The organism is Winogradskyella sp. R77965 (assembly GCF_044594915.1).
In the GTDB taxonomy this organism is placed as follows: domain Bacteria; phylum Bacteroidota; class Bacteroidia; order Flavobacteriales; family Flavobacteriaceae; genus Winogradskyella.
This window is the reverse complement of record NZ_CP138990.1, coordinates 241,070-264,745: the sequence shown is the minus strand read 5'-3', so window position 1 is coordinate 264,745 and position 23,676 is coordinate 241,070. Positions and strand designations below refer to the sequence as shown.

The 23,676-nt window shown below is 32.5% G+C and carries 24 protein-coding genes; 2 read left to right on the top strand and 22 right to left on the bottom strand.

Going from position 1 to position 23,676, the window contains the following annotated elements:
* The first annotated feature begins 84 nt into the window (after window positions 1-84).
* Window positions 85-915, top strand: coding sequence for a GIN domain-containing protein (locus SJY34_RS01240; RefSeq protein ID WP_400078162.1), 831 nt, complete (start codon window positions 85-87; stop codon window positions 913-915).
* Between the two features lie 74 nt (window positions 916-989).
* On the opposite strand, the gene trxB is transcribed toward SJY34_RS01240, so the two are convergent.
* Window positions 990-1,973: a thioredoxin-disulfide reductase gene (trxB, locus tag SJY34_RS01235; protein WP_400078160.1), complete on the bottom strand. Its 984-nt coding sequence runs from the start codon at window positions 1,971-1,973 to the stop codon at window positions 990-992.
* A gap of 158 nt (window positions 1,974-2,131) precedes the next feature.
* Between trxB and SJY34_RS01230 the strand changes: the two genes are divergently transcribed.
* A complete protein-coding gene (locus SJY34_RS01230) occupies window positions 2,132-2,602 on the top strand; it encodes a hypothetical protein (RefSeq protein ID WP_400078158.1) in 471 nt (156 codons plus the stop codon).
* Window positions 2,603-2,727: 125 nt separating this feature from the next.
* Here the strand turns inward: SJY34_RS01230 and SJY34_RS01225 are convergent, their stop codons facing one another.
* From SJY34_RS01225 to SJY34_RS01125, 21 genes are all read right to left on the bottom strand, one after another.
* Complete coding sequence (locus SJY34_RS01225; RefSeq protein WP_400078156.1) at window positions 2,728-3,342, bottom strand: hypothetical protein; 615 nt, start codon at window positions 3,340-3,342, stop codon at window positions 2,728-2,730.
* A 28-nt stretch (window positions 3,343-3,370) separates the two neighbouring features.
* On the bottom strand, window positions 3,371-3,793 hold the full coding sequence (locus tag SJY34_RS01220) for a hypothetical protein (protein WP_400078154.1): 423 nt from the start codon (window positions 3,791-3,793) through the stop codon (window positions 3,371-3,373).
* Between the two features lie 109 nt (window positions 3,794-3,902).
* Window positions 3,903-4,550, bottom strand: coding sequence for a response regulator (locus SJY34_RS01215; protein WP_400078152.1), 648 nt, complete (start codon window positions 4,548-4,550; stop codon window positions 3,903-3,905).
* Window positions 4,551-4,553: 3 nt separating this feature from the next.
* Window positions 4,554-6,383: an ATP-binding protein gene (locus SJY34_RS01210; RefSeq protein ID WP_400078150.1), complete on the bottom strand. Its 1,830-nt coding sequence runs from the start codon at window positions 6,381-6,383 to the stop codon at window positions 4,554-4,556.
* 322 nt (window positions 6,384-6,705) lie between these two features.
* A complete protein-coding gene (locus tag SJY34_RS01205) occupies window positions 6,706-7,197 on the bottom strand; it encodes a tol-pal system YbgF family protein (RefSeq protein WP_400078148.1) in 492 nt (163 codons plus the stop codon).
* A gap of 11 nt (window positions 7,198-7,208) precedes the next feature.
* Window positions 7,209-7,958, bottom strand: coding sequence for a hypothetical protein (locus SJY34_RS01200; protein ID WP_400078146.1), 750 nt, complete (start codon window positions 7,956-7,958; stop codon window positions 7,209-7,211).
* On the bottom strand, window positions 7,951-8,469 hold the full coding sequence (locus tag SJY34_RS01195; RefSeq protein WP_400078144.1) for a hypothetical protein: 519 nt from the start codon (window positions 8,467-8,469) through the stop codon (window positions 7,951-7,953). The genes SJY34_RS01200 and SJY34_RS01195 overlap by 8 nt, the downstream gene beginning before the upstream one ends.
* Window positions 8,470-8,489: 20 nt before the next feature.
* Window positions 8,490-10,199 (bottom strand): tail fiber domain-containing protein, encoded by a 1,710-nt coding sequence (locus SJY34_RS01190; RefSeq protein WP_400078142.1) that lies wholly within the window; start codon window positions 10,197-10,199, stop codon window positions 8,490-8,492.
* Window positions 10,200-10,220: 21 nt separating this feature from the next.
* Window positions 10,221-11,321, bottom strand: coding sequence for a tail fiber domain-containing protein (locus tag SJY34_RS01185; RefSeq protein WP_400078140.1), 1,101 nt, complete (start codon window positions 11,319-11,321; stop codon window positions 10,221-10,223).
* Between the two features lie 4 nt (window positions 11,322-11,325).
* The gene (locus SJY34_RS01180; protein ID WP_400078138.1) at window positions 11,326-11,799 is read right to left on the bottom strand and encodes a T9SS type A sorting domain-containing protein; all 474 of its coding nucleotides are present in this window, start codon (window positions 11,797-11,799) and stop codon (window positions 11,326-11,328) included.
* A 35-nt stretch (window positions 11,800-11,834) separates the two neighbouring features.
* On the bottom strand, window positions 11,835-12,776 hold the full coding sequence (locus SJY34_RS01175) for an alpha/beta hydrolase family esterase (protein ID WP_400078136.1): 942 nt from the start codon (window positions 12,774-12,776) through the stop codon (window positions 11,835-11,837).
* Window positions 12,773-13,366 (bottom strand): DUF6515 family protein, encoded by a 594-nt coding sequence (locus SJY34_RS01170; RefSeq protein ID WP_400078134.1) that lies wholly within the window; start codon window positions 13,364-13,366, stop codon window positions 12,773-12,775. Before SJY34_RS01170 ends, SJY34_RS01175 begins: the two co-directional genes overlap by 4 nt.
* A gap of 5 nt (window positions 13,367-13,371) precedes the next feature.
* A complete protein-coding gene (locus SJY34_RS01165) occupies window positions 13,372-14,553 on the bottom strand; it encodes a T9SS type A sorting domain-containing protein (RefSeq protein ID WP_400078132.1) in 1,182 nt (393 codons plus the stop codon).
* Between the two features lie 52 nt (window positions 14,554-14,605).
* A complete protein-coding gene (locus SJY34_RS01160; RefSeq protein WP_400078130.1) occupies window positions 14,606-15,265 on the bottom strand; it encodes a hypothetical protein in 660 nt (219 codons plus the stop codon).
* A 165-nt stretch (window positions 15,266-15,430) separates the two neighbouring features.
* Window positions 15,431-16,174 (bottom strand): LytR/AlgR family response regulator transcription factor, encoded by a 744-nt coding sequence (locus SJY34_RS01155; RefSeq protein WP_400078129.1) that lies wholly within the window; start codon window positions 16,172-16,174, stop codon window positions 15,431-15,433.
* Window positions 16,175-16,178: 4 nt separating this feature from the next.
* Window positions 16,179-18,065 carry a tetratricopeptide repeat protein gene (locus SJY34_RS01150; RefSeq protein WP_400078127.1) on the bottom strand — a complete coding sequence of 629 codons (1,887 nt, stop codon included), beginning with the start codon at window positions 18,063-18,065 and terminating at the stop codon, window positions 16,179-16,181.
* Window positions 18,066-19,029: 964 nt separating this feature from the next.
* Window positions 19,030-20,172, bottom strand: a complete 1,143-nt coding sequence (locus tag SJY34_RS01145) for a nuclear transport factor 2 family protein (RefSeq protein WP_400078125.1) — start codon at window positions 20,170-20,172, stop codon at window positions 19,030-19,032.
* Entirely contained in the window at window positions 20,169-20,519 is a 351-nt protein-coding gene (locus SJY34_RS01140; RefSeq protein ID WP_400078123.1) for a hypothetical protein, read from the bottom strand. Before SJY34_RS01140 ends, SJY34_RS01145 begins: the two co-directional genes overlap by 4 nt.
* 257 nt (window positions 20,520-20,776) lie before the next feature.
* The gene (locus SJY34_RS01135) at window positions 20,777-21,325 is read right to left on the bottom strand and encodes a hypothetical protein (protein ID WP_400078121.1); all 549 of its coding nucleotides are present in this window, start codon (window positions 21,323-21,325) and stop codon (window positions 20,777-20,779) included.
* Between the two features lie 263 nt (window positions 21,326-21,588).
* Window positions 21,589-21,885 carry a hypothetical protein gene (locus SJY34_RS01130; protein WP_400078119.1) on the bottom strand — a complete coding sequence of 99 codons (297 nt, stop codon included), beginning with the start codon at window positions 21,883-21,885 and terminating at the stop codon, window positions 21,589-21,591.
* A gap of 77 nt (window positions 21,886-21,962) precedes the next feature.
* Window positions 21,963-23,660 carry a serine hydrolase domain-containing protein gene (locus SJY34_RS01125; RefSeq protein ID WP_400078117.1) on the bottom strand — a complete coding sequence of 566 codons (1,698 nt, stop codon included), beginning with the start codon at window positions 23,658-23,660 and terminating at the stop codon, window positions 21,963-21,965.
* Between the last annotated feature and the right edge of the window lie 16 nt (window positions 23,661-23,676).

Genomic DNA, 23,676 nt, shown 5'->3' with positions numbered 1-23,676 from the left:
GTTTTTGTATATCTTTGTTTAACAGCTTTAAAAGTGACTCATTAAAGGAATTGTGTCATATTTAAAGTATAATAGATATATTAAATGAAAAAAATATTACTCGTTTTGGTTTTAATGATGGTTACTGCACCAGCAATTATAGCCCAAGAAAAAATTAAAGGTGATAGAAACGTAACCATTAGGCAAACGTATATAGATGATTTTGAAACTATAGTTGTAGATGGCGATTTTTCTATCGAAATAGTGTACAATAGCAAACCGTCGGTCAATGTTGAAGCTGATGACAATTTACATGATGTTATTCAATTCGATGTAGTAGATGGTGTTCTTACATTTGTAGAGACCACACGTATTACTTCAAAAAAGAAACTTAATATTACTGTGAATTATGGTGATGCGCTAAGAAACATAGAAACAAGAAGAGATGGTGAAATAAGGTCCTTAACATCTATGGAATTAATTGATGCCACGTTAACTACATCAGATAACTCTAGAGCATATTTGAATATTAAAACTACAAATTTCTTATACAAAAGTTCAGGGAAATCAAAAACAAGATTAAACCTAACAGCAGATTCAACTAAAATAGAACTTAGTGATAATAGTAAGTTAGATGCTCTAATAAATAGTAAAGTTGCTGATTTTGATTTGTATCAACGTTCAGATTTATCAATTGAAGGTGCGGCTAATAATTCAGTGATTAGATTAATAAATTCTTCAAATTTTAATGGAGGAAAATTTGATGTTAAAACTACCGACGTTAGTTTAGAAGATAGCAGTGACCTAACGCTTTCAGTAAACGAAAGTATTACAATAGCTTCTTCTGGTGATAGCGAAATCTATCTTTACGGAAGTCCTGAAATTACAATTACCAAATTTGATGACACTTCGAAACTCCAGAAGAAGAAGCGATAAGATCTAATGTTTACATAAAAACAAAAAGCCGAAGTTAATGACTTCGGCTTTTTTATGTATCAGAACTTCTTTTCTTAGTTGTAAGTCGAAGTCGCCACTTCAAAATCTGCATCTTTAGCAGCTAAATAACGTTCCGCATCCAGAGCAGCCATACAACCAGTGCCTGCCGCAGTAATTGCTTGCCTATAAACATGATCAGCAGCATCACCACTTACAAAGACACCTTCTACATTGGTTTTACTTGTACCTGGTTGTGCATTGATGATATAACCTGTTTCATCTAAATCCAAATAATCTTTAAAAATATCGGTATTTGGCTTATGTCCTATGGCTACAAAAAAACCAGTTGCAGCAATCTCGTGCTTTTCATTAGTTTGATTATTAAATACTCTAACACCAGTTACGACCTGTCCATCACCTAAAACTTCATCCGTTTCTGTATTGTATAGTATTCCAATATTCTCAGTATTCTTGACTCTATTTGCCATGATTTTAGATGCTCTAAATTCATCGCGTCTCACCAACATAGTCACCTTTTTACACAGTTTAGACAGGTAATGTGCTTCTTCACAAGCCGAATCACCAGCGCCTACAATCACAACTTCTTGATTTCTATAAAAGAATCCATCGCAAACTGCACAAGCAGATACACCACCTCCAAGTTGTAAATATTTTTGCTCTGATGGTAAACCTAAATATTTTGCAGACGCACCAGTAGAAATGATTATAGTCGAAGCATGTATTTCCTTTTCATCATTCACCCAAACCTTATGTACCTCTCCAGAGAAATCGACCTTAGTAATCCAGCCATGTCTCACATCAGTTCCGAAACGTTCAGCTTGCTTTTGAAGTTGAATCATCATTTCTGGTCCTGTAATACCATCTGGATATCCAGGAAAGTTCTCAACATCGTTAGTTGTGGTTAATTGTCCACCTGGTTGTGCTCCTTGATATAACACAGGAAACATATTGGCTCTAGATGCATATATGGCTGCTGTATAACCAGCAGGTCCAGAACCTATAATTAAACATTTTACTTTTTCAATTGTATCTGACATATCTTCATTTTTATTCTGCTGCAAAAGTAGGATTTTTACAGAAATCCTTACATAGAAGTTATCAACACTAGCTATACAATCATAAATAATCTAAATCCGGTAACATTCTGAAATTAATTTTGTAAATTATAAGTGTCTAATAACCAAATCAATAAATTATGAAAACTAATTTTTTTATTTTAAGTCTTATGATTATTCTGTTTTTTTCATGTAAAGAAAATGAAAACAGCCAAAAAGATGAAAACTTAAATACCGTTGAAGAGACACTGAGTTTAAAAGGAACTTGGGAACTTAAAGGATTTTACAATTATAAAGATAATGTGGTTGTAGATTCATTTTCTAATAACACCATTTCTAGACAAATCAAAATGTATTCAGATAGTAAGGTGATGTGGTGTAAGTTGCTAAAAACGGATTCTATTGAATTTTTTGGATATGGTTCCTATAACTATAACGACGGCAGACTAATTGAGAGTTTAGAGTTTGGTTCTGCATTTATGAATGACATCATTGCCGAAAAACATGAATTTAATTTTCAGCTCGAATTATCTGAAGATCGTTTTGAACAAATTGAATTGGACGAAGAGGGCAATAAAGTTTATTCAGAAAACTATATTAGAATAGAGTAAAGAATAGATTTAAGTATTCTAAATATAAAGTCTGCAAACACCTTTTGGGAATGGTGCTATGCAGACTTTAACCCTAACTAATAAACCACTCTACTATCAGAAAAGTGATACCTTAATACTATTGACTAGTCTTTTAATGTGTAAACAACTGTGATACTAAAATATTCAGAACTCGAATTTGGTGATTTCCAGTAAGAGTCATAACCACTACTATAGCTACTGTTAATTGAATATATTTTATCTAATTCCTCACCTGCAGATTCAGTAAGAATTTCGGCATTTTTACGAGCATCAACTAAAGCTTTTTTAGTCAACATTTTAACATCCTCATCCGTTGTTTCTGATTTTACTTGAACATAAGATGGCATCACTTGAGCCATTTTAATTCCTGTTACTCTTAAAATCTCTTTTTTGTCTTTAGTTATAAACCTTAAGGTTGTTCCCTTTTTTCTATAACCTGAAGCTACATAAGCCAAATCATCTCTTGTAAATTTTGAAATATCTACATTTTCTTTCTTTAGTTCTTCATAATACTTAGCCATGAGATCATCTAAGGTTTTATAGGGACTATCATCGTAATACCCATTATCCATAGTTAAGGTTACTTCTGTTTTATAAAGCACTTCGTTTGTTGGTTTTAATGCAGAGCCATAAACGGTAACTGTTCTTTGGTTTGTTATTGTTTGCGCCATTCCGAAAGTTGAAATACAAAGAAGCGCTGCTAAAATAAATTGTTTCATAATAAATATTGATTTTAAGTTTTTATGGTTATACCGAGAACATAAAAGATGCAGCAATCATCCAACCACCTACTGCAAGGCCTAAAATTCCAAGTTTGCCTAGTTTTGGTGCTAATTTTTCTCTCAACTTCGCTGCTTTTTCTTTAGCTGCTTCGTTTTTACTTAAAAGTAATTTGTTAATCATACCAAAACCAAGCATAAAACCAAGTGTGGCCTCAACAAAACTACCAGCTAATAAAGTTGTCCACCAAATTGGTGCTGATGTTAACCAGCCCATATTAAGAAAGGCTGAAATAATGCCCCAAACTCCGAAAAAGCAGAAGACAATACCAATCCAACCTTGATAAGGCTCGACTTTGTCTAACAGCTCCTGTGCGTTAGGTTTTTTGGATAAAATAAGTGAAGGCACTGCTATAATGCTCAAAAGGATTAATGAAATTCCGTAAATCATAAGTTCTAATTTTTTATAGATTAATATGATACAAATTTCAGTAAATAAGCAGATGTAAAATATACCGTAAGCAGTAAAAATGCTTACCCTGTTTACAGGGATAACTACTTTATTCTAACAGACCTTTTTCAACGGCATAGCGCGTAAGACCAGCTAAATTCCGTACTCCAAGTTTGGAAATAAGGTTTTTTCGATAACTCTCAATAGTATGCTTACTCAAAAACAATTTATCGGCAATTTCTTGGGTTGTAAATTCTTGTGCTATCAATTTTAAGACCTGCGTTTCGCGTTTGCTTAACGAAATTTCGGGTTTTGATTTTTCAGAAAACATAGCTTCCATTAATACTTGTTTAATACGTGGCGAAAAATAATTCCCACCTCCCAAAATAGATTTGATTGCTTTTAGTAACTCTGCTTTCTCAGCATTCTTAGAAATATAACCATTGGCATTAGCTTCGGTTAATGCTTTAATTTTTTTAGCATCTTCAAGCATACTTACCACTAAGGTTTTTATGTGCGGAAATTCGGATTTAATAGCCGCATTTAACTCCACACCATCCATTTCTGGCATATTAATATCTGTAATAACTAAGTCTATTTTTTCATTAGTATTAATTCTTAAATACTTTAAAACCTGAGTTCCTGTTTTTGCAGTAAGACTAATGCCGATTGATTTTTCTTCCGATAGAATGCTAGTCAAACCATCTAAAAACATGGTATGGTCATCTGCAATGATTATAGAAAATGATGTGTTCATAAGTTATGTTTTGGGTATACTAATACTAATTACAGTACCTCTATTTCTAGCTGTGTTTATCGATATTGTACCGCTAAAATCTGATACTCTTGTTTCTATATTATTAAGTCCAATACCTTTGTTCACTTCGTCTAAATCAAAACCTACTCCATCATCCTCGTAAATGAGTTCGATACTTTTTTCTTCAGCAGGTGATGTAAGTTGAATTATGATTTCTTCAGCATTGGCATGTTTTAGTGCATTTGTAATTAATTCCTTTATAATATTAAATAATGCTACTTGAAGCTTGACGTCCAAAGCATTTATCATGGCATTTGGATAGGTTTCGAAACGTAAATCTACGGAAGTGTCTTCACTTATATTCACGATATAATTATTTACTAAATCCGTAAATGCAGATGCTTCAAACGCTTTGGGAATTAAACTATGAGATATCTCACGAACCTGATTGTAAGTATCGTCAAGCTGGCTTAAAATCTGTCCAAATTCAGGTTTATTATCCCCTAAACTATTCATCTTTAGCTTAATACCTGCCAAGTTTCCACCTATACTATCGTGTAATTCTCTTGCAATACGGTCGCGCTCTTGAGATTGGATTGAAATAGCGTTTCTTGCCAATTCTAATTCTTGTGACTGCAACAATGTTTTAACTTCTTGCTGGTTAATTGCTTCTTGTTGCTCATTTAGTAAACTTTGGGTCTGCAATTTTTGGTAATAAACTACTAACAATAAGATGATAGGAACTAGAATGACCAAAAATCCGATTAAAAATGCATATTTAATAGTTTTTTGGCGATCTATTTCCGCTTCTTGTAGCAACTGATCTTCCTGCAGTTTATCAATTTCTTTTTCCTTTTTTAGGGTTTCATATTTAAGTTCTAAATCCTTCACTAACCGCTGATTTTGTTTATCTGCGATTTCTCTATCTATACGCTGATACTGCGTCATTAAACTGTAAGCATTCTGATAATCTTTTTTTGCATTATAAAGTTTAACTAAAGCATTAACTACTCTTTGTTGTAGTTCTAATCGATTCCACTGTATCGTGTTTACATAAGCAGAGCTTAATGCCATTTCTGCAACATCGTAATTCTTTAACATGGCATAACTATATCCTGCATTTATTGAGGCTTCAATATATAAATCATAGAATCCTTCATTTAATGCTTCATTTTTAAGAAGATCAGAACTAGAAATAAGGACCTTATAATTACGTTGTCGTAATTGTATTTCTGATAAATTAAGTTGAAGCTCTAATTTTAATTTAGTGTAGTCTTCTGTAAATTTTTCTGATAAGGCTTTATCAATCATAATCTTCGCCAAATCATAATTTCCTTTTAATATTAGAAAACGACTTTTAACAATGTTGTTTTTTAGATAGAAATCGTTTTGCGCTTTTATTTGAGGCAATTCTTCTAATATATTTTCAGCTTTTTCTAATTCTCCTTTTGACAAATAGGTTTCTGCTAATTGCAATTTTAAATATTTCTGAATGCCATCATCTGAAGTTGAAGCTTCTAGACCTTTTATATAAGAACTAATAGCTTCATCTAGTAAGCCCATCTTTTGGGCTGCCATACCTTCATAATAAGTTGCTCTTAAAGAAATATCTTTTACATTATTTAAATCTGAGTCTTTGTAAAAAGTTTCTTTCTTTAATAATTTCCCATAATGCATTAATGAATCTGGATTACCAGATCTAAGGTAGATACGAGCAATAGTATCTAAATATTTACAACGTAGCTCTGTGGTCTTGGCGCTGTTCAATTTTTTAGATAGCGAATTATCAACCACTCTTGGCATTTTACCAAAGGCTGTAAAATCGTATTGCACATCTTGGGAAAATCCCGCTGAGAAAAGCAATATAAAAACAATAAAAAACTTAATCCTTATATGCATTAGCACTAGTACTATATGAATACAAAAGTAATGTTTTGTCCAAGTATTGCATTAACATAATACTTAACTAAAACCATTTATCCATATTATTAATGCAATGATACTAAAACTATAACATTGGAAAATCACGGTTTTCAGGGAAATAAATATCAAGATACTAACCACTTTGAATGTTTTAATGAATAGTCTAAAAAATATGCACCAGTTATACTAATATCAAGTAATTCCTTGTATTGCAATTTCAAAAATAGAAAATTCAACCAACAATCATTTTCTTTGCTTTCTTACTATACTTCCCTTCAGGAAAATACTCTAAATAGTTGAGCATACTAGTGGAATTTTTATTAGCATTATAAATAGCTAAGTAAGCTTCCCATACATTATAATCCATCATACTTTCGTTTGCTCCATTGGTTCTCGCTTTAAGGTAATATTCAATTGCTTTTTTATATTCTCTTTTGAAATAATAACAGGCGCCTATTTGCGATTGGCATTCAGCTTTAGCATCAGGGTATTTTGTCATCAAAAACTTATATGAATCGATACTAAAATCATAGGCTTTACTCAATAACATTGCAGAAGCCAGATTAAATTGTTTACTTCGCTTGTCTTGATGAGGTACTGTTTCTAAAAATTGCTTCCTTAATGCCTTAGCTTTTTCCAAAGAAGGAAGATGTTTTTTTGAAACAAACACTTTATTAGGTTTAGGTACACTTGTCCTTGACTTAAAAAAATTGAATAGTCCCATAATTTGATGTTTTAACTGATTTCAAATTTTTCTATTAGAATTTCCAATACCAATTGGTTAACATAAGTATTTGGGTCCTGTTGTGCTTTTATCAATAGTTCTATTGCTTTATTAGATTTAGAGAACTTTAAACTTTCAATAGTGAAGTATCTAATGGATGCAAAACGATCATGTTGTTGATTGTAAGCCTGCTCAGGAAAACTTTCAAGACCTCTTGAAATAAACTTTTCAATCATGGATAATTGTTCCCCTTGAGATATTTCCATTAAGGCATTAATAGATAAGCCTATAAGCATAATGACTCTATTCTGAACTTTTAAATCCTTTATGGTGTCTAAATCAATAGCTATTATTTTTAATAAACCTTCAATTGCTCGTTGTTCTTTAAAAAGAGCTAACTGTTTTATAAGTTCTTCATTAACTAGGGTTTCAGAGAACTTGTGAAACTCATAATCCACACTAATTTCGTTTAGAACTTTTACCAGTTTAGTTCTAATCCTTTCATTGTCTGGCGAGTGAAATAAAAACTTATGTTCTTGAGGTTTTCCATATCCACTTTTTGCAAAGACAGAGCCTATGGGTACATTGATCATGTTAGAATTATAGCTTGGGTGGTTTGCACAAAACAGTGTAAACCCATTATGGATTTTGAAGTTACGAATGGTGCAAAAAACAGTTTTTGACTCCTTTTTTTCTTCTTGATTTCTATTATTAGAATTAAACCAGCATGTGCCGCAGCAATCTAAACTTCCATCATGCATACTTTTTATTTTTTTTTAAATGAAACTCTTTAATTTGTTCAATCAAGGGTATAAATAAATCTATATCGTCAGTTGCAACACGCCATTTGTAATTTTTGCATATTATTTTTGACTGTATCATTAATTCAAAATCGGAACCATCAAGAACGGTAACAGATGTATCGGAAATAGTTTTAGGTAATTTGTGATTTTCTAGACTGTTTAGTTCCGCATTAAGTGTTATTATTTCTGATTCTAACAACTCATGCTTATGTGATATAATTCTTAATCTATCTAAGTTATAAATGCTATTGTTCCAACGTTGCATATCGTACGCTGTGTCCCATTGTCTAAACATTGAAATCAGTTTATTTTCCTTATTCCTAATTATCAAAATACAATAGGGAAACCCAGCAATTGATGGATATTCAAAAAACCTAATAATAGTTTTATCAATAGCAGCATTAAAAGTATTAACTTCTTTTCTTGCTCTTTCTCTAAGAATGTTAATATCATTAGATAGTCTTTCCATAATAGATTACGTCTTTACATCTATTTTTTCTGTTCTAGTTTTTCTATGCGTTTTACCAATTCAATATTCATTTTTTGTAATGACTTGTTATTGGCGTTTAACTCTTGAACTGCTTTAGTTAGTAATGGAATAAAATCGTTATAACGTAAGCTTAAATTCCCTTTACTGTCTTTTGATAAAAGTCCTTGATCTGAATAGCCAACAGTCGTTAATAAATTTTTTACATCTTGTGCTATAAAACCAATTTCTCTGGTCTTGGTTTCATTATTTTTACGGACATAATCCACTGGTTTTAATTGAGATACAAAGTCTAAACCATAAGGAAGAGATCTAATTTGTTCTTTCCATTTTTTGTCTGAAGTAATTGACCAGTCAACTTGAATACCAGCATAGGTTATTTGATCATTACCTATCCGAATTTGATTACTAGTAACGGGGTCTGGAACCTCAGCATTAAATCCAATTCCAATATTATTACTACCTATCGTGTTATTAGAAAGTGCGTTAAATCCAATGGCAGTATTATCACTGCCAGTGGTGTTATCCGTAAGTGCAAGTTCACCTATACCAATATTATGATCACCTGTTGTATTATAATAAAGTGCTTCATATCCTAATCCAATATTGTGATCACCTGTTGTAGTATAAAGCGCATTATATCCCATTCCAACATTACCAGTTCCTGTAATATTACTCGAGAGCGCTGCATCACCGATTCCGACATTAAAACTACCTGTTGTATTGCTACGAAGTGCTCCGATACCAATACCAATATTAATAATACCCGTTGTATTGCTATCAAGTGCTGTATTACCAATACCAATATTATTCCCTCCAGTTGTATTGCTCTCAAGTGCTGCGTTGCCAATACCAATATTATCGTCTCCGATTGTATTAGCTGTAAGTGCTCGAAGACCCATTCCAATATTGTCAGTACCTACGGTATTCTTTAAAAGTACCTCATCTCCCATGGCAATGTTATTGCTACCAGTTATGTTGCTTAAAAGTGCTTGACTACCCATACCTATATTATTAATACCAGTTGTGTTAGCAATGAGTACAGCAGTACCAATACCAATATTATCAGCACCAATATTGCTAACTCCAGCGCGTTCTCCAAAAAAGATGCTATGGGTAGCTATATCTAATTCTCCAAAAGGTTCATTTTCAACTCTAAATTTTAATGGCTGAAGATCGGTAGTACCAATAAAATCAATTGTAGAGTCACTACCCATATTACCTGATAAACTCCAACTACCATCGGCAACAGCATTCCCGCTAGTTTCCGCATAGAGTGCATAAGGTACACTCAACAATTCACTTGTACCTGTAACAGTATAATTTGTTCCACCAGTTGGGTCTATTCCTACTCTTAAAAAGAATGATCCGTTTGCCCAATCTATATTAGCAAACACTCCCACTGAAGGTGTTCCAGTTCCTATTTCAAGACTTACTAAACCATTAATGTTTGTTTGTGGGTTTGGGCTATATGTTTCCGAATAAACATTTGTACCAGCTGTTGTGCCTTGTACTATACTTACTTGAATACCTACAATTGTATTAGCCAATAGGTTACCTGATGCATCCCTAACCACACTCTGATAAGTCATTTTTTGTGGAGATTGTGCGTAAATTGTGGTTATTGATATACTAAATAACACTAACCATAAAGAAGTATAATATTGACCTAAAATTCGCGTTGTAATAATTTGATTATATATCGTTTTCATTTGTCATTTTTTTTAGAATTATTATTGTTGTTCTAACATTTCAATACGAGCGGTTAAATCTTGAATTGCTTTAGTTAATAAAGGAATTAAATCATTATAGCGTAAGCTTAAATTACCGCTATCATCTTTAGAAAGTAAACCTTGATCTGAATAGCCAATTTTAGTAAGAAGATTTTCTACATCTTGGGCAACAAAACCTATTTCTCTTGTTTTCGCATTGTTATTTTTACGAACATAATCTACCGGTTTGAGCTGAGACACTAAGTCTAGACCATAAGGTAACGCTCTAATGTTTTCTTTCCATTTGGCATCAGATGTAATAGTCCATGCAACTTGAATACCAGCATAGGTAACATCTGTATTGCCAATTCTTACTTGATTTGAGTCTGAAGAATTTGGTATCTGAGCGTCATATCCAATAGCAGTATTATTGTCTCCAGAAATATTAGCAGCTAATGCATTGTGTCCAATGGCTAAATTGCTTTCACCATTAATAGGATTTATTATAAGACGCCTTCCGAAATAAAGGTTGTCGTTAATTGGATCTAGTTCTCCAACAGAAACATTATTCACTTTAAAACTTAAAGGCTCATTATCTGTCGTACCAATAAAATCTATGTTCGAATTAGTTCCAGCATTACCTGATGTGCTCCAAGTATCATTTGTATTACTATCTCCACTGGTTTCAGCATAAAGTGCATAGGGAACACTCAATAATTGACTTGTTCCAGTAATAGTATAATTTGTTCCTCCTAAAGGATCTATTCTTACACGTAAAAAATAAGGGCCATTTGCCCAATCAATATCTGTAAAAATTCCTGTTGAAGGTGTGCCTTCACCAATAGCAATAGTAACTAGTCCATTGAGATTAGTTTCTGGCGTTGGATTATAGCTTTCAGTATATACATTTGTACCGTTGGCAGAACCTTGTAAAATACTCACTTGGATACCAATTAGTGAATTTGTTATCAAATTATCTGACGCATCTCTTACCACACTTTGGTAAGTCATTTTTTGTGGTGATTGTGCATTAATTGTGCTTAGTGCAAAAACCAATAGCAAAAACAAACTACTTATTTTGCGAAATAACTTTTGTATTCCTTGTGTTCTTGATGTTTTCATAGTATTAATTCTTTAAGATTTTAACCGTCTTAATGATTCGGTTGTTCTCTGTGATTTTTAGATAATAAGTTGCTGATGCCAATGACTCAATTGTAATTATTGTATCAGAATCTTTAATCTTTTGATGCAGAATTGTACGACCATAGACATCATATAAGAAATAATTGAAATCATTAGAATTATAATTGTCTATGTTTAATTGAATATTTACTGAAGTAGGATTAGGAAAAACACTAATTTTAAAATCGGTATTTAAATAATCATCAACATCCAAAGTAAAAAACTCAATAGGTTGTTGTACTCCATGATTGACCGAACCATTAGAACCATTTATGTTAGTATCGATTATCTGCCCAACTGTATAAGATGCAGTTCCACCAGTTCCTGATGCATTACCTCCAGAGGCAGTAACAGCTGTTTGTGCCATTAATGGAACACAAAAAACAGATGCAAAGTAAATTATATATAATTTTTTCATTGTATAGTTTTTTTAAATTGTCTTGTCTTTAATTTCTATTCGGGTAATGAAAACTGCTTTAACCATTCCCAATTTACCTCTGCGCCTTTCATAGGATGATTGATGCCGTTGGGATAATTGTGCTCTAAATCTTTTATAAGTCTGACATTAAACTCTAATACTGAGTCTGAAATCCCTTTATAGGTTGCAGTTATTATGTCATTAGAATCTCCAGAAAGTGTGTATGTAGATTCTAAATCAAAAGAGTTGATATGTGTTGCAATAGTGCGTTTAAACGGCGACGTATTTAATAAACTATCAAGAGATTGCATTGGTAAAGGTGGAACACCATCCTTATTAGCATTGCCAATTTGATACGTAACAGGTATATTTCTATTTGGTAAATATGTAGCCTCAATACTTGTTGACCCAGCCGATTCTACAACCGCAGCAAAGATATCACTCATCTCCATAGCACACCGCAAAGCCATAGCTCCACCATTAGAAAACCCTACAAGGTAGGTTCTCCTTGAATCAATATTAAACTTTTCATTTAGTTGGTCTATTATATCCCTTAAAAAATGAATATCATCTCTGGGGTTTTGTCCAGGGCAATAAGAAGCATCATCTGCATAAATATTCCACTTTGTAGTGATTCCTTGTGAACCGTTAGGAAATTGCTTGCAATATTCCCAAGACGATGGAAATATCGTGAGTATATTTTCTATTTCGCCCACTTCTTTCCAGCCAGAAATATTATAAAACCGCTCACCATCACCACTACTACCATGCAGCATAAAAACTACAGGAATAGCTTCACTTTCATTGTAACTGACCGGAAGATGGACATAATATTCCCTTACGTCTCCATTGCTATTTAGAGTAAAGCGGTTTTTGCCGATTTCATAATCATTAGTTGCATTACTGCGCACCTCTCCATCTTTTTGACAACTCAAAAAAGCGAATATGGTAACCATTAATAAAACGAGTCGTTTCATAATAAAGGGTTTTTAATAACTATAAAATAACTATCATCATCACTATTAACTACAAATTGGTAATAAACATCATCTAAATTATAATAGGTAATCCCTTTGATTTTTAAAGTATCATAACCTTCTGGCAACGCGTCGATTTTTGCTCCAATAGGTGCCGTAACAACCATATATTCCTCAGAATCATCCACCTGTTCATAGTAAGTACCATAGTAGTAATAATATACTTTTGTGCCTAACAGTATTCTTGAACCAGCTAGTCTAGGTAAGCGATTTATTCTTACTCCTATTGGTGCTCGAGCAACGATGAAACGATCGCGTTTGGTAGGTTTATACCAAACACCATTATGTATAAATACATTTGCGCCTTTAAACTTGATAGTTCTGTAGCCTAATCCTAGTTTTCTTAACACTTTACCTCGTTTGGGTAAATGGCGGTATCTAAGACTATTGATGCGTTTAGCTTTTTTTACACTTTGTCGTTTTATATGCTTTTTTACTATTCTTCTAACTTTTTTTTGAGCCCTGACATAACTAGGATTCGCTAGGAATAACGCAATACACAACAACAAGAGTTTTATACTTAATTTCATAATTTTTAATTATTGATAATTAATTTTCTAGAGAGATTAGAATTAAAGGAATTGATGCCTACTATATATAAACCAGAAGGCAAGGCTCCAATATCTACTGAATACGGCTGGTTATAATTAGGGAAATGTTGACTTAATACTTCATGCCCTGAGGCAGTGTAGATTGTAACAATTGCATCTTCACTCAAGCCTACAATAGTAAAAAATGAATCTGCTGGATTAGGCACTATGTGAACAGATTTACCAGGAATGTTTAACTCTTGATCTAAGTCCAAAAGTTCTCCTGCTTCAGACCAATACCATAATTCTTGCTCATCATTAAGCCATGTTGAGGTGTTATTATCCCACGTATAAGTCTGAATTTCTTGTATATTATCATTGTTGTCAATTGTCCAAGTTTTGCGTTCTGCATTTTCCCATTGATCTAAACCGTTATTCCATTCTTGTATAATTTTTTCTGTAAGCTGGTCGCTCGTATACGTGTTTAATTGTCTTTTATACGCTTGTGTTGCCCAATCGCTACCCATCCAAAAATAAGTATCTTCTTGTATAGGTAAATCACCATTATAAGTATATTCTGTTTTTTCTTCATCGCTCCATGTACTCGTAGAATTATGCCAAATTTGATAAATCTCCTCTGCTTTTTGCAAACCATTATAACTTGTTAAAGTTTGGTTTAAGTTATTCATACCCATCATTAAAGAATTATAGAACCTTTCCGTTTTAACTACAACTAGATTATCGCTATTGTAGGTAAATAAAAAATCGGGGTCAGAACCATGCCATCCCCATCCTATGGCCGTGTTATTTTGTAAAGCATCATACTCGTAATACAAACCTTCGCTTTCATCTCCTTCATACCAAACATCAAAAACTGGATCGTAGGAATCACCTACCTCTAATATTATATTATTAAATTCATTGTATGTTTTGAATAACCGAGTTTCTGGAATCCAATCAAATGCACTTGTTGTAAAATCATCAATATAGTTAATGCAAAAGGTTGGCTTAGTACCACCATTATCATACGTAAAGTGCTCGCGTTCATTCATTTCAAAAGCTGAGGTATTTATATCCCAAGCAAAACTTTGGATGGAATCTAGTTGGAATTCAGTTTGTGAAACCACCGTTTGTATCGCAAGCATCATAGATAGGATACTGGTAAAAAGTAGTGTAGTTTTTTTCATAATATTATTGTTTTTATATGAGAGGTTAAACTATGACTGACTGATGTGGCAACTAATTTTGATTAGTTACCAAGCCTTTTAGCTGAAATCCCATAATGGCTCCATCAGAATTAAGATTATCAATTTTAAAACCATAGACACCATTGGAAATTTCATAGGGTTTTATATTTTCTACTAAGATGTAATCCTTATTTATCTCTCCAGGAAGCAACCAGGTTGGCTCGCTGTTTGGCTGTGTAGAAATTGTACCGTCAGCATGTGTAATATCAAAAGTAGTCGTATTACCAAATTCAACATAAGCATAAATATAAAATGAGAGATCATACTCACTATCAGCTATTAACCCTTGCCATTCAAACCCTTGCTCTGAAATGCCACTTGTTGATATTCCATTATCCTGAAGTTCATTGGTCGCAAAGCCTATTTGAGTAGACCCATTCGCAGTCATATTCAAATCTACCATGGTTGGTGCTCCAAATTCGTCAGAAATATTTGAAAAAAGCTGAGCAAGTGATTGACACGGATTCCAAAAAGTTCCTGATGAAGAACTAAGAACGCCATTATCTCCAACATAAACAACATCACCAAATGAAGGATCTATGCTCTGCATGATATCCACATTTACGACTGCCATTCGTGTATTTTCGGGATCAGGGTTTATGGGGCTTTCATCGTCGTCAGAAGCACGACGTTTGTATAAAAAAAAGAGCAACTAATAGAATAAATGGGTCATAACTTAAATTTGAGATTGACATTTTCATGAGACGTTATTTTTTATATTAATATAAAATTACGGACCCAACGCATCTAAAACTAGTTGAAAATAGCAAGTGGTAGCAAAATTTCGATAAGTGTAAATAAGAGTTTAGTAGCTGGCTTAAAGCTTATTTAAGGCTTGTATGAAGGTGTCTTTTTTTCTGCGAGACACATCTAGATGACGTCGTCCAGTTACCAAAACATAACCGCCTTCACCTTTTACATACTTCACAACATGGTTTAAATTGACCAATGTCGAATGGTGTATTCTACAAAAATCAATTTCGGGTAATATATTTTCAAATTCCTTTAGCGTTTTTGAAACAGTGATTTTTTTATCATCCGCCAAATGCAAGACCGTATAATTACTATCGGCTTCACAATAGATAATATCCGAAACCTTTTGTAGAATGATTTCATTGTCCGAAGGAATGGCCAACCGCTCTAATTTTTGAGCATTTTGCTTAACATTATTGAGTAAGGATTTAAAATTTGAAGATTTGCTATGCTGCTTTTCTTTTACCCTTTGTACAGCACTAACCAATTGATCCACTTCTACAGGTTTTAAAAGGTAATCCAAAGCACTGAATTTAATAGCCTTAATGGCATATTTATCGAATGCTGTTACGAAAATGACTTCAAAATATATGGTTTCTATTTTTTCCAACAAATCAAAACCAGACAGTTGTGGCATTTGGATATCCAAAAAAACAAGATTAGGTTGCAGCTCAAGAATTTTTTCTATTCCAATTTCGGGAGATTCACAGGTTGCAATAATAGTAACTCCAGGGCAAAATTTTTCTACTAAAAGATTCAATCCGTCTCTTGCATCTTGCTCGTCATCTATTATTATGGCTCTAATCATGAGCTTAGGAAATTGGAATTAAAATATCTACTTGTGTACCTAATGGGTTGTCTTTGTCATCTTTTAAATCAATAATCTTTACAACCTCGTTAATCTTCTCTTTAGCCAATAAGGTTAAACGTTCTGTTGTAATTTTAATTCCCATAGATTTCTTCTTTAATTTAGTTTTTTTATGAATTTTTAAGGCTGATGCTCTACCTACACCATTATCCAAAATACTGCAGTGCAAAATGTCGTTTTCTTCATAAACTTTTATAGAAAGTTTTCCTGTTTTATTTTTGGTGTGTAATAGTCCATGCCAAATTGCATTTTCAACAAAGGGCTGCAAGATCATTGAAGGAATCAATGTGGTTTCTTTATCGATATCCTCGCTCACATCGAGCGTGTAATCTATTTTTCCTTTAAAACGAATAGATTCCAGAGCAATATAAGCATTTAACATCTCGAGCTCATCTTGTAGTGTTATTTTGGGGTTTTCAGAATTTTCGAGTATTAAACGGACGAGTTTGGAAAACTTCGTTAAGTATTTACTTGCTTTGGCATTGTCATCACGTAAAATCATGGTATTTATTGAATTCATACAATTAAACAAAAAATGAGGATTCATTTGTGCTCGTAAGGCTTTCATTTCCAAAGTTCCCAATTCTTTTTTTAGATTTGAAACTTTAATTTCTTCATTTTTTGCTGCAATTATTTTTTGGTTTTTTAGTTTTTGTCGAAGTGTATAAAAAACCAAACCTGCCAATAATATGGTTAAAAATAAACCTATAAGAATCGCCTTTTTAATATCGTCTTGTCGCTGTGTTTCTTTCTCTTGAATTTCCTTTTCCTTAGTAAGTAAAGTAATTTCTTTGTCTTTTTGTGCGGTTTGGTATTTAGTTTCTAGCTCCAAAATTTGCTCATTGGATTTTAGATTAAAAATACTGTCTTTCCATTTATGGGATAGTTCTATATTCTCAAATGCCATTTTAAAATCACCTTTCTTTTTTCCCATTAACGCCTTCAATTCAAACAATTGCCATAGAAGGTTTATAGATTCAATTTGTGTTGCTAAATCAATACCTTCATTTAAACTTTTGTCCGCATCTTTAAACTTCTTAAGATTAATATATGACGTGGCTTCTCCTGCTAATCCATGAGCTAGTGATCTTTTGTTATTAAGTCTTCTTCTTAATACATTAGCCTTTAAATGGTACTCTAGTCCACTTTCATAATTCCCCGTAGCATTGTAACTTCCTCCTAAATTGCCTAATATAATTGATTTGTTAAAACTTAAGTCGCCATCTAAATTTTCAATCTGCCCCAAAGCTTCCTTATAGTTTTTTATGGCCTCTTTATAGTTACCTTGACCACCATAAACATTTCCAATATTTTGCAAAAGCATGGCCTTCATCTTAACGTTATTCAAGCTTTCGAAGATTAATATTGCTTTATTATAATATTCTAAAGCCTCATTATATTTTTTCAAGCTTTTATTAATATTAGCGATAGTATTATAGCTGTCAGCCAATCCATAGTTGTCACCGATCTTTTCTGAAATGGTCGCTGTTCGATATAGGTGAATAAGACTTTCGTCGAATTTACCCATCATTTTCAATGACTTTCCTAATAGGAAGAGACCATTAGATAACCTCAATGAATCGTTATTTTTTTCGTGATAATTTATATATTCATTAATGTGATTCTTTGCTTCTTTAAAATTTCCTTTGAATAGGTTTACTCTAGCATGTGAGTAATGAGAACTTGCAATTCCAAATTCGTAATTTAAGCTATTTGAGAGGATATAAATACTGTCTGCATACTTTTCCGATAGCTCAATCTGCTCTCTTCTTTTTATATAAATATTGAATACTCTTATATAATTACTAACCTTATTATTGGTAGGTGGCATAGTTTTTATTACAGAAAGTAAACTGTCTAATTTTTTTTGATTTTGAGCTAAACAACTAATCGAAAAAGAAAACATCAGAAAAAATATAATGAGTAAATTTTTATAGTTTTTCATAATCGTGTTTTATAAAGATGCTTCTCAAATTTAGGAAAATTACCATTAAAAGTATTGATATTTTGGCTTTTAATCGGTAAAAATAGTTGACCAATTATGGTTCTACTATTATAAAATAGTATCTGGTTATTATTAGGAGGTAATTGGTAAATTATTTTACTTAAGTGGCTCTTAAATTATTTTTTTCTCTCAGTTTTTAAAGTTATAATAGTAGTTATTTGAGGTATCCGCTCGGAGTAGATTTAAATTATTAAAAACAAAAAACTCAGCAAATGCTGAGTTTATATGTTGAAAAATCCAGAATGCAGAATGTTTTCTAACAAAACTATATTTTTAATAATCAAAAAGCTACGATTTCATAAATTAATTTAGTAGCCGAATTGGTAATTTATTTGATAAGAACTTTTGTTTTGTTTTACCTTTTAAAGGGTGGACAACTTATACCATTTCCGATAGAAAAATAATAAATCATAATTTGTTGTATAATGAAATCCAGCAGGAGATACTTTTGAGACATAATGATTACGAGAATAATAGTCTTGATCGCCCCAAAACGAAGTATAACCATTGGCTTTATTGTTATTATCTAGAGTCTGTAGGTATAGCCAATTAATTTTTCATACTTGCTTTATCAAAAACAAACTCATCTACGAAATCATAATAACTCAATCCTGTAATTCACTCAACAACAAGATCTTATAAAAATAACCAGATCTATTCTATCGCTATTTTTTCCTGGCTTAAAATTCAATGTATCTTACTCAAATAGTATTAAAAAATTAATTGCCAAAAGAGAGTATACTTATTCAATTTTAAAGTGCATTTTTCATTTATACTTCTTCTTAAGAATTTAATTAGATTTTTTATTTACTTCAATGCTTTTAATAGTAACCATTTTAGAAGACAATGAATTTTGTCCAGTTACCAATCTCCCATCAACCTCCATATGAGGTGTCCTAATTTTTGAATGCTTGAAATTCCCCCCTCTTTTCTTTAATACGTCTTCAATTATAAACGGATAATGCTCATAATGCGGTAATTTTTTTGTTTCATGTGAATCGGGAACACCATTAATATTTTTATTAGAGACAAGATATTTTCCATCAGATGTTTTTAGATTTACAATACCAGCAGTGCCATGACAGACGGCCGCTATCACTCCTTTATTTTTCTCGTAAATATGCATAGCTATTTTCTGAATTTCTTTATTTTTAGGTATATCAAATATGGGAGCACTCCCGCCAGTAAATTGAATTATATTGTATTCATTTGGGTTTATTTCATTTGGTCTTTTTGTGTTTTTTAAAGCGTACATAAATTCCGGGTTATACAAGTATGCTAATTGTAATGAATCTGATGGGTTAATATATGCCAATGGCACTTCATCTCCTAAAGGGCTAATAATATCAACGTGATAATTCGCCTTCTGATACTCATCATAGGCAATTACAACTTCCAAAAAACTATTTCCAGCAGCTAAATTAGAATTCCCCTGGTAAGCTACATTAGATAGTACCAACAATGCTTTATTCCCTTTTTCTGTGGTTGGTTCACTTTCTGCACTTTTACTGATTATTTTCCATCCATCTTCCAATTTTTTTAATAATAGAAAATCGATAAATCTCATTTCCATTGATGGGACAATTACTTCTAACTTAGCTGTGGCTATTTCTCCAAACCTGTCAATTGAAAGAATGTTAGTAGTTCTTCCATTAAAATCCCCCGTATTGGAATGTTTAGCAACATGTTCTGCATACTCCTCAATGGTCATAACGAATAGAGGTTTTTCATTATGGTCTAAAAACATATTTGCATTTGGCATAAAAGCCATTTTTAGTTTTTCAGGATAATTATATGCTGTACCTTCAATATAATAATTGATGGTCTGAGTAATTTGCTCATTTTCTGTCAAATTCTCTTCCTTTTGAGCCGTTAAGTTTATGGTAACCAGCAGAATGGTGCTGAAAACCATAGTTTTAATTGTCTGTGTCATATTTTACTTTTTATTTGTGTTACTGGTCTACTGTATTGTGAATCTTCCCAAAAGAGAGAATGAGCCACGATATCAACATTGTTATTAGGATAGTTTATGTACCAAGTAGTGGTTACATACCTCTCACTATTCCCAACAACTAACGTATCTTGAAAATAGTTTGTCATAAGTCCAGTGAAATAACCATTTGTTCTAGTTATCATGGTCCAATGGTTTTGCTCTATATAGGTTATCATCATAGAATCATTTTCAACAATTGGCATTTGTCCAATAATCGTTTGTATTTGAGCAAATACCTCTTTACCCTTAAAAAAGGTGAGAAATGTAGCATCTGAAACATGTTCCAAACTTGAACCTCCCCAACCAATTCTAATTGGATATCCTAACCTTACCGAATTAATAAGTTTTGACTTATCGCCAAATACAGTTTTGTCACTAGCATCGTTTTTAAAAGCTTTCTACCAACCATATTTTTCATTGTTGTGTGCTTTTTTGACACGATAATAAACTTAAGAAAGCAATGAAAATTAGTAAGTATTTCATTTTACAGTTTAACTTAATTCTACTTCTCTTAAATGAGATAAATACCAAAACAATAGAATAACTATATTCTGCTTGTTCTTTTTAAAGCATCCCATTCTTTTTGAGTTGCAAAAGGTTTTTGATGTTCCATTAACGCGAACCATTGATTATCAAGTTTTACAAGTACCATTTCAAAAGGGATGATAAACTTATTGGTAATTTTAGTAGTAGTATCTGTAGATGAATATATAAACATTCCTGTTTCATGAGCTGTAGTTTCGTCTCCTATTCTTTGTGAAAATCGAATTTCTATATTCACTTTTGTTTTTCCTTCTCTAGTATTTTTAAATCCTCCTTTCCAATATTCCAAAGCTTTAGAAATTGGTACAGATATTTTATTTTTTCCAGAAGCAAATACAACCACAGCATCCTTATGAAAGCAGTTTTTGTTACCTTCAAAGTCACCTTCTATCACAGTTTTATTTAATCGTTCCCAATAACGATCAAGTTCGGCGATACGGGATGAATCCTTTTGTATTTCATTAAATGGAAAGTCATTCTTTGAAGTGGCAATTGTTGTTTGCACACTAACTATTAATAAGATTACTGAAAACAATATGTTCTTATTCATTTTTTATCATTTTTTACAATTAGTGTTTTAATGCCTTCAATAAATTTTAAGCTATCCCTTTTACCAAACCTCATCCATCACTTTTTACTATAATTAGTTCATTAAATCGTTTTTTAGCAAGGTGAATTTTCTCTCTAAAGAGGGAGAGCATCAATCTCAATGCTATTTTTAGGGTAATTTACATACCAAATTGTAGAAACGTATCTATCTACATTTCCCCCCACCAGCGAATCTTGAAAATAGTTTGTCATAATCCCTATAAATTAGCCATTAGTTCCTGTTATCATAGTCCAATGATTTTGCTCTCTAAATTTAATTTTCACAGAATCATTCTCAATTATTGGGTTTTGCCCCAGTATTGTTTGAATTTGAGCAAATACTTCACCTTCATAAATAGTGAGAAAGTTAGCATCTGTGACATGTTCCACTCCTCCGCCTCCCCAACCAATGCTAATCGGGTAGCCTGACCTAACCGCATTTATGAGTTTCGATTTATCTCCAAATACAGTCGCTCCATTAGCATCGTTTTGGAATACCTTTTGCCAACCGTAATTTGACAAATCTTTTTCGATGTTTTGGCACGAAAGGACTAATGTAAGAGCAAGAAAAAAATCTTTTCATTTTATTTATTTTCTGGTTAATTTACAACCGTATGTTTTAAATTATATAGAATATTATCATACCTAGTAAAACCAGTTATTTTATTGTTTCGGTTTCTTTCAAACACGATATACCCCGAATGCTTTGATGTAAACAGGTCTATGGTTACGGGTTTAAATCGTATAATTTCTTTACCTTTTACTAACATTCCTAGCTCATTTTCGATTGCTACTAGCTCAAACATCTCATCCATGTCTTCATTAAAATAGTTATTTTCAAATTGTTTCAATTCCGAATGCTTATATGAGTGTTTACTATACTTTTGATAAGGCATCGGTTCTCCGTCATTTACGGTTATTACCATTGAATCATAAGAGTTCGTATTAAAAGTGAATTTAACCTGAGGTGCATTTTCATAAATCAATTCATTAGGGCTTATAGCGACTAATGGAGTTGGATTCGCTCCAGCTCGTTTGTACATCAATCGATTTCCGTCTAGTTCGATTTGTCTTAGCTCCCCATTGAATGTATTATAATACATTCCAGAAAACTTTCTGTTTTCAGTTTTTGAAAGTGATAGTGGTTTTTGTATTTCCACATTAGTACTATTATTCATTGCTTGTCGAGCTTGGGCAATTTCATCCTCTAGAAAAAGAGGTACTATTTGATCTAATTGCCCCCAGGGATTAGTATTGGCATTATTGCTAAGAATAATAACGGTAAGGTCTTGATTAATAAATTTATAGAAAAGTGACTGGAAACCACCCCAAGTACCACTAGCAGCTACAGCTGGAAAACCATCAATATCATAGTAATTTCGACTGTATACCCCTCCAGCATATCGAATACTCTTCCCATTAGCCAGAGTCCCAGGTGTCACCATCCTTTTTATGAATTGTGTTCCACCCACAGTTCCTGTTTTTAAATTATTGCTCCAACGCGCAAAGTCTTCCAAGTTCGTATGCAATCCCCCATTTCCAACAACAGTATGATTATAATAATGAAACTTTTTAAATTTATCATCTTCAGATTGATAACCTATAGCAGTGTTTTTGACGATAGTATCTTTATCTTCTCTATAGTACGTATTTACCATACCTAGTGGATTGAATATTTTTTCTTTAGCATATGCTCTAAGAGATTTGCCACTTGCCTTTTCAACGATACTTGCCAAAAGCGCATAATTTGTGTGACTCCAGCTATGTTTAGTGCCAACAGGAAAATTCAAGCCTTTATGTTTAGCAATTAATTTTATAACATCCTCATTGTCAAAACTATCTCCATAATATATATTCTTGGCATATAATGTGGCTAGATATGGGCGCAGCCCACTAGTATCGTATATTAAATGTTGAATAGTAATAGGTTTAGAACTATAACTTGGGATTTCGGGTAAATACTTTTGGATAGGGTCATCAAACCGAAGTTTTCCTTCTTGTTCCAACAGGAAAATACATGCTGCCGTAAATTGTTTGGAATTAGAACCCACATCGAATATAGTCTTAGATGTTACTGGGATATCATAGGACAGATTTGCCATGCCATAACCTTTTTTGAAGATGGTTTTTCCATCTTGAACAATAGCGATGGCAATGCCAGGTTTATTGTTATAGGCTTCAAAAATACTATCGATTTTCTTGGACTGTTCTTGAGATATTAATGTTACCTTTTGAGCGTTTACCAGAATAGTCGAAATAATTAAAAGAAAAGTTAGTAGTGATTTTTTATATGTCATAGTTTTCTATAAATCT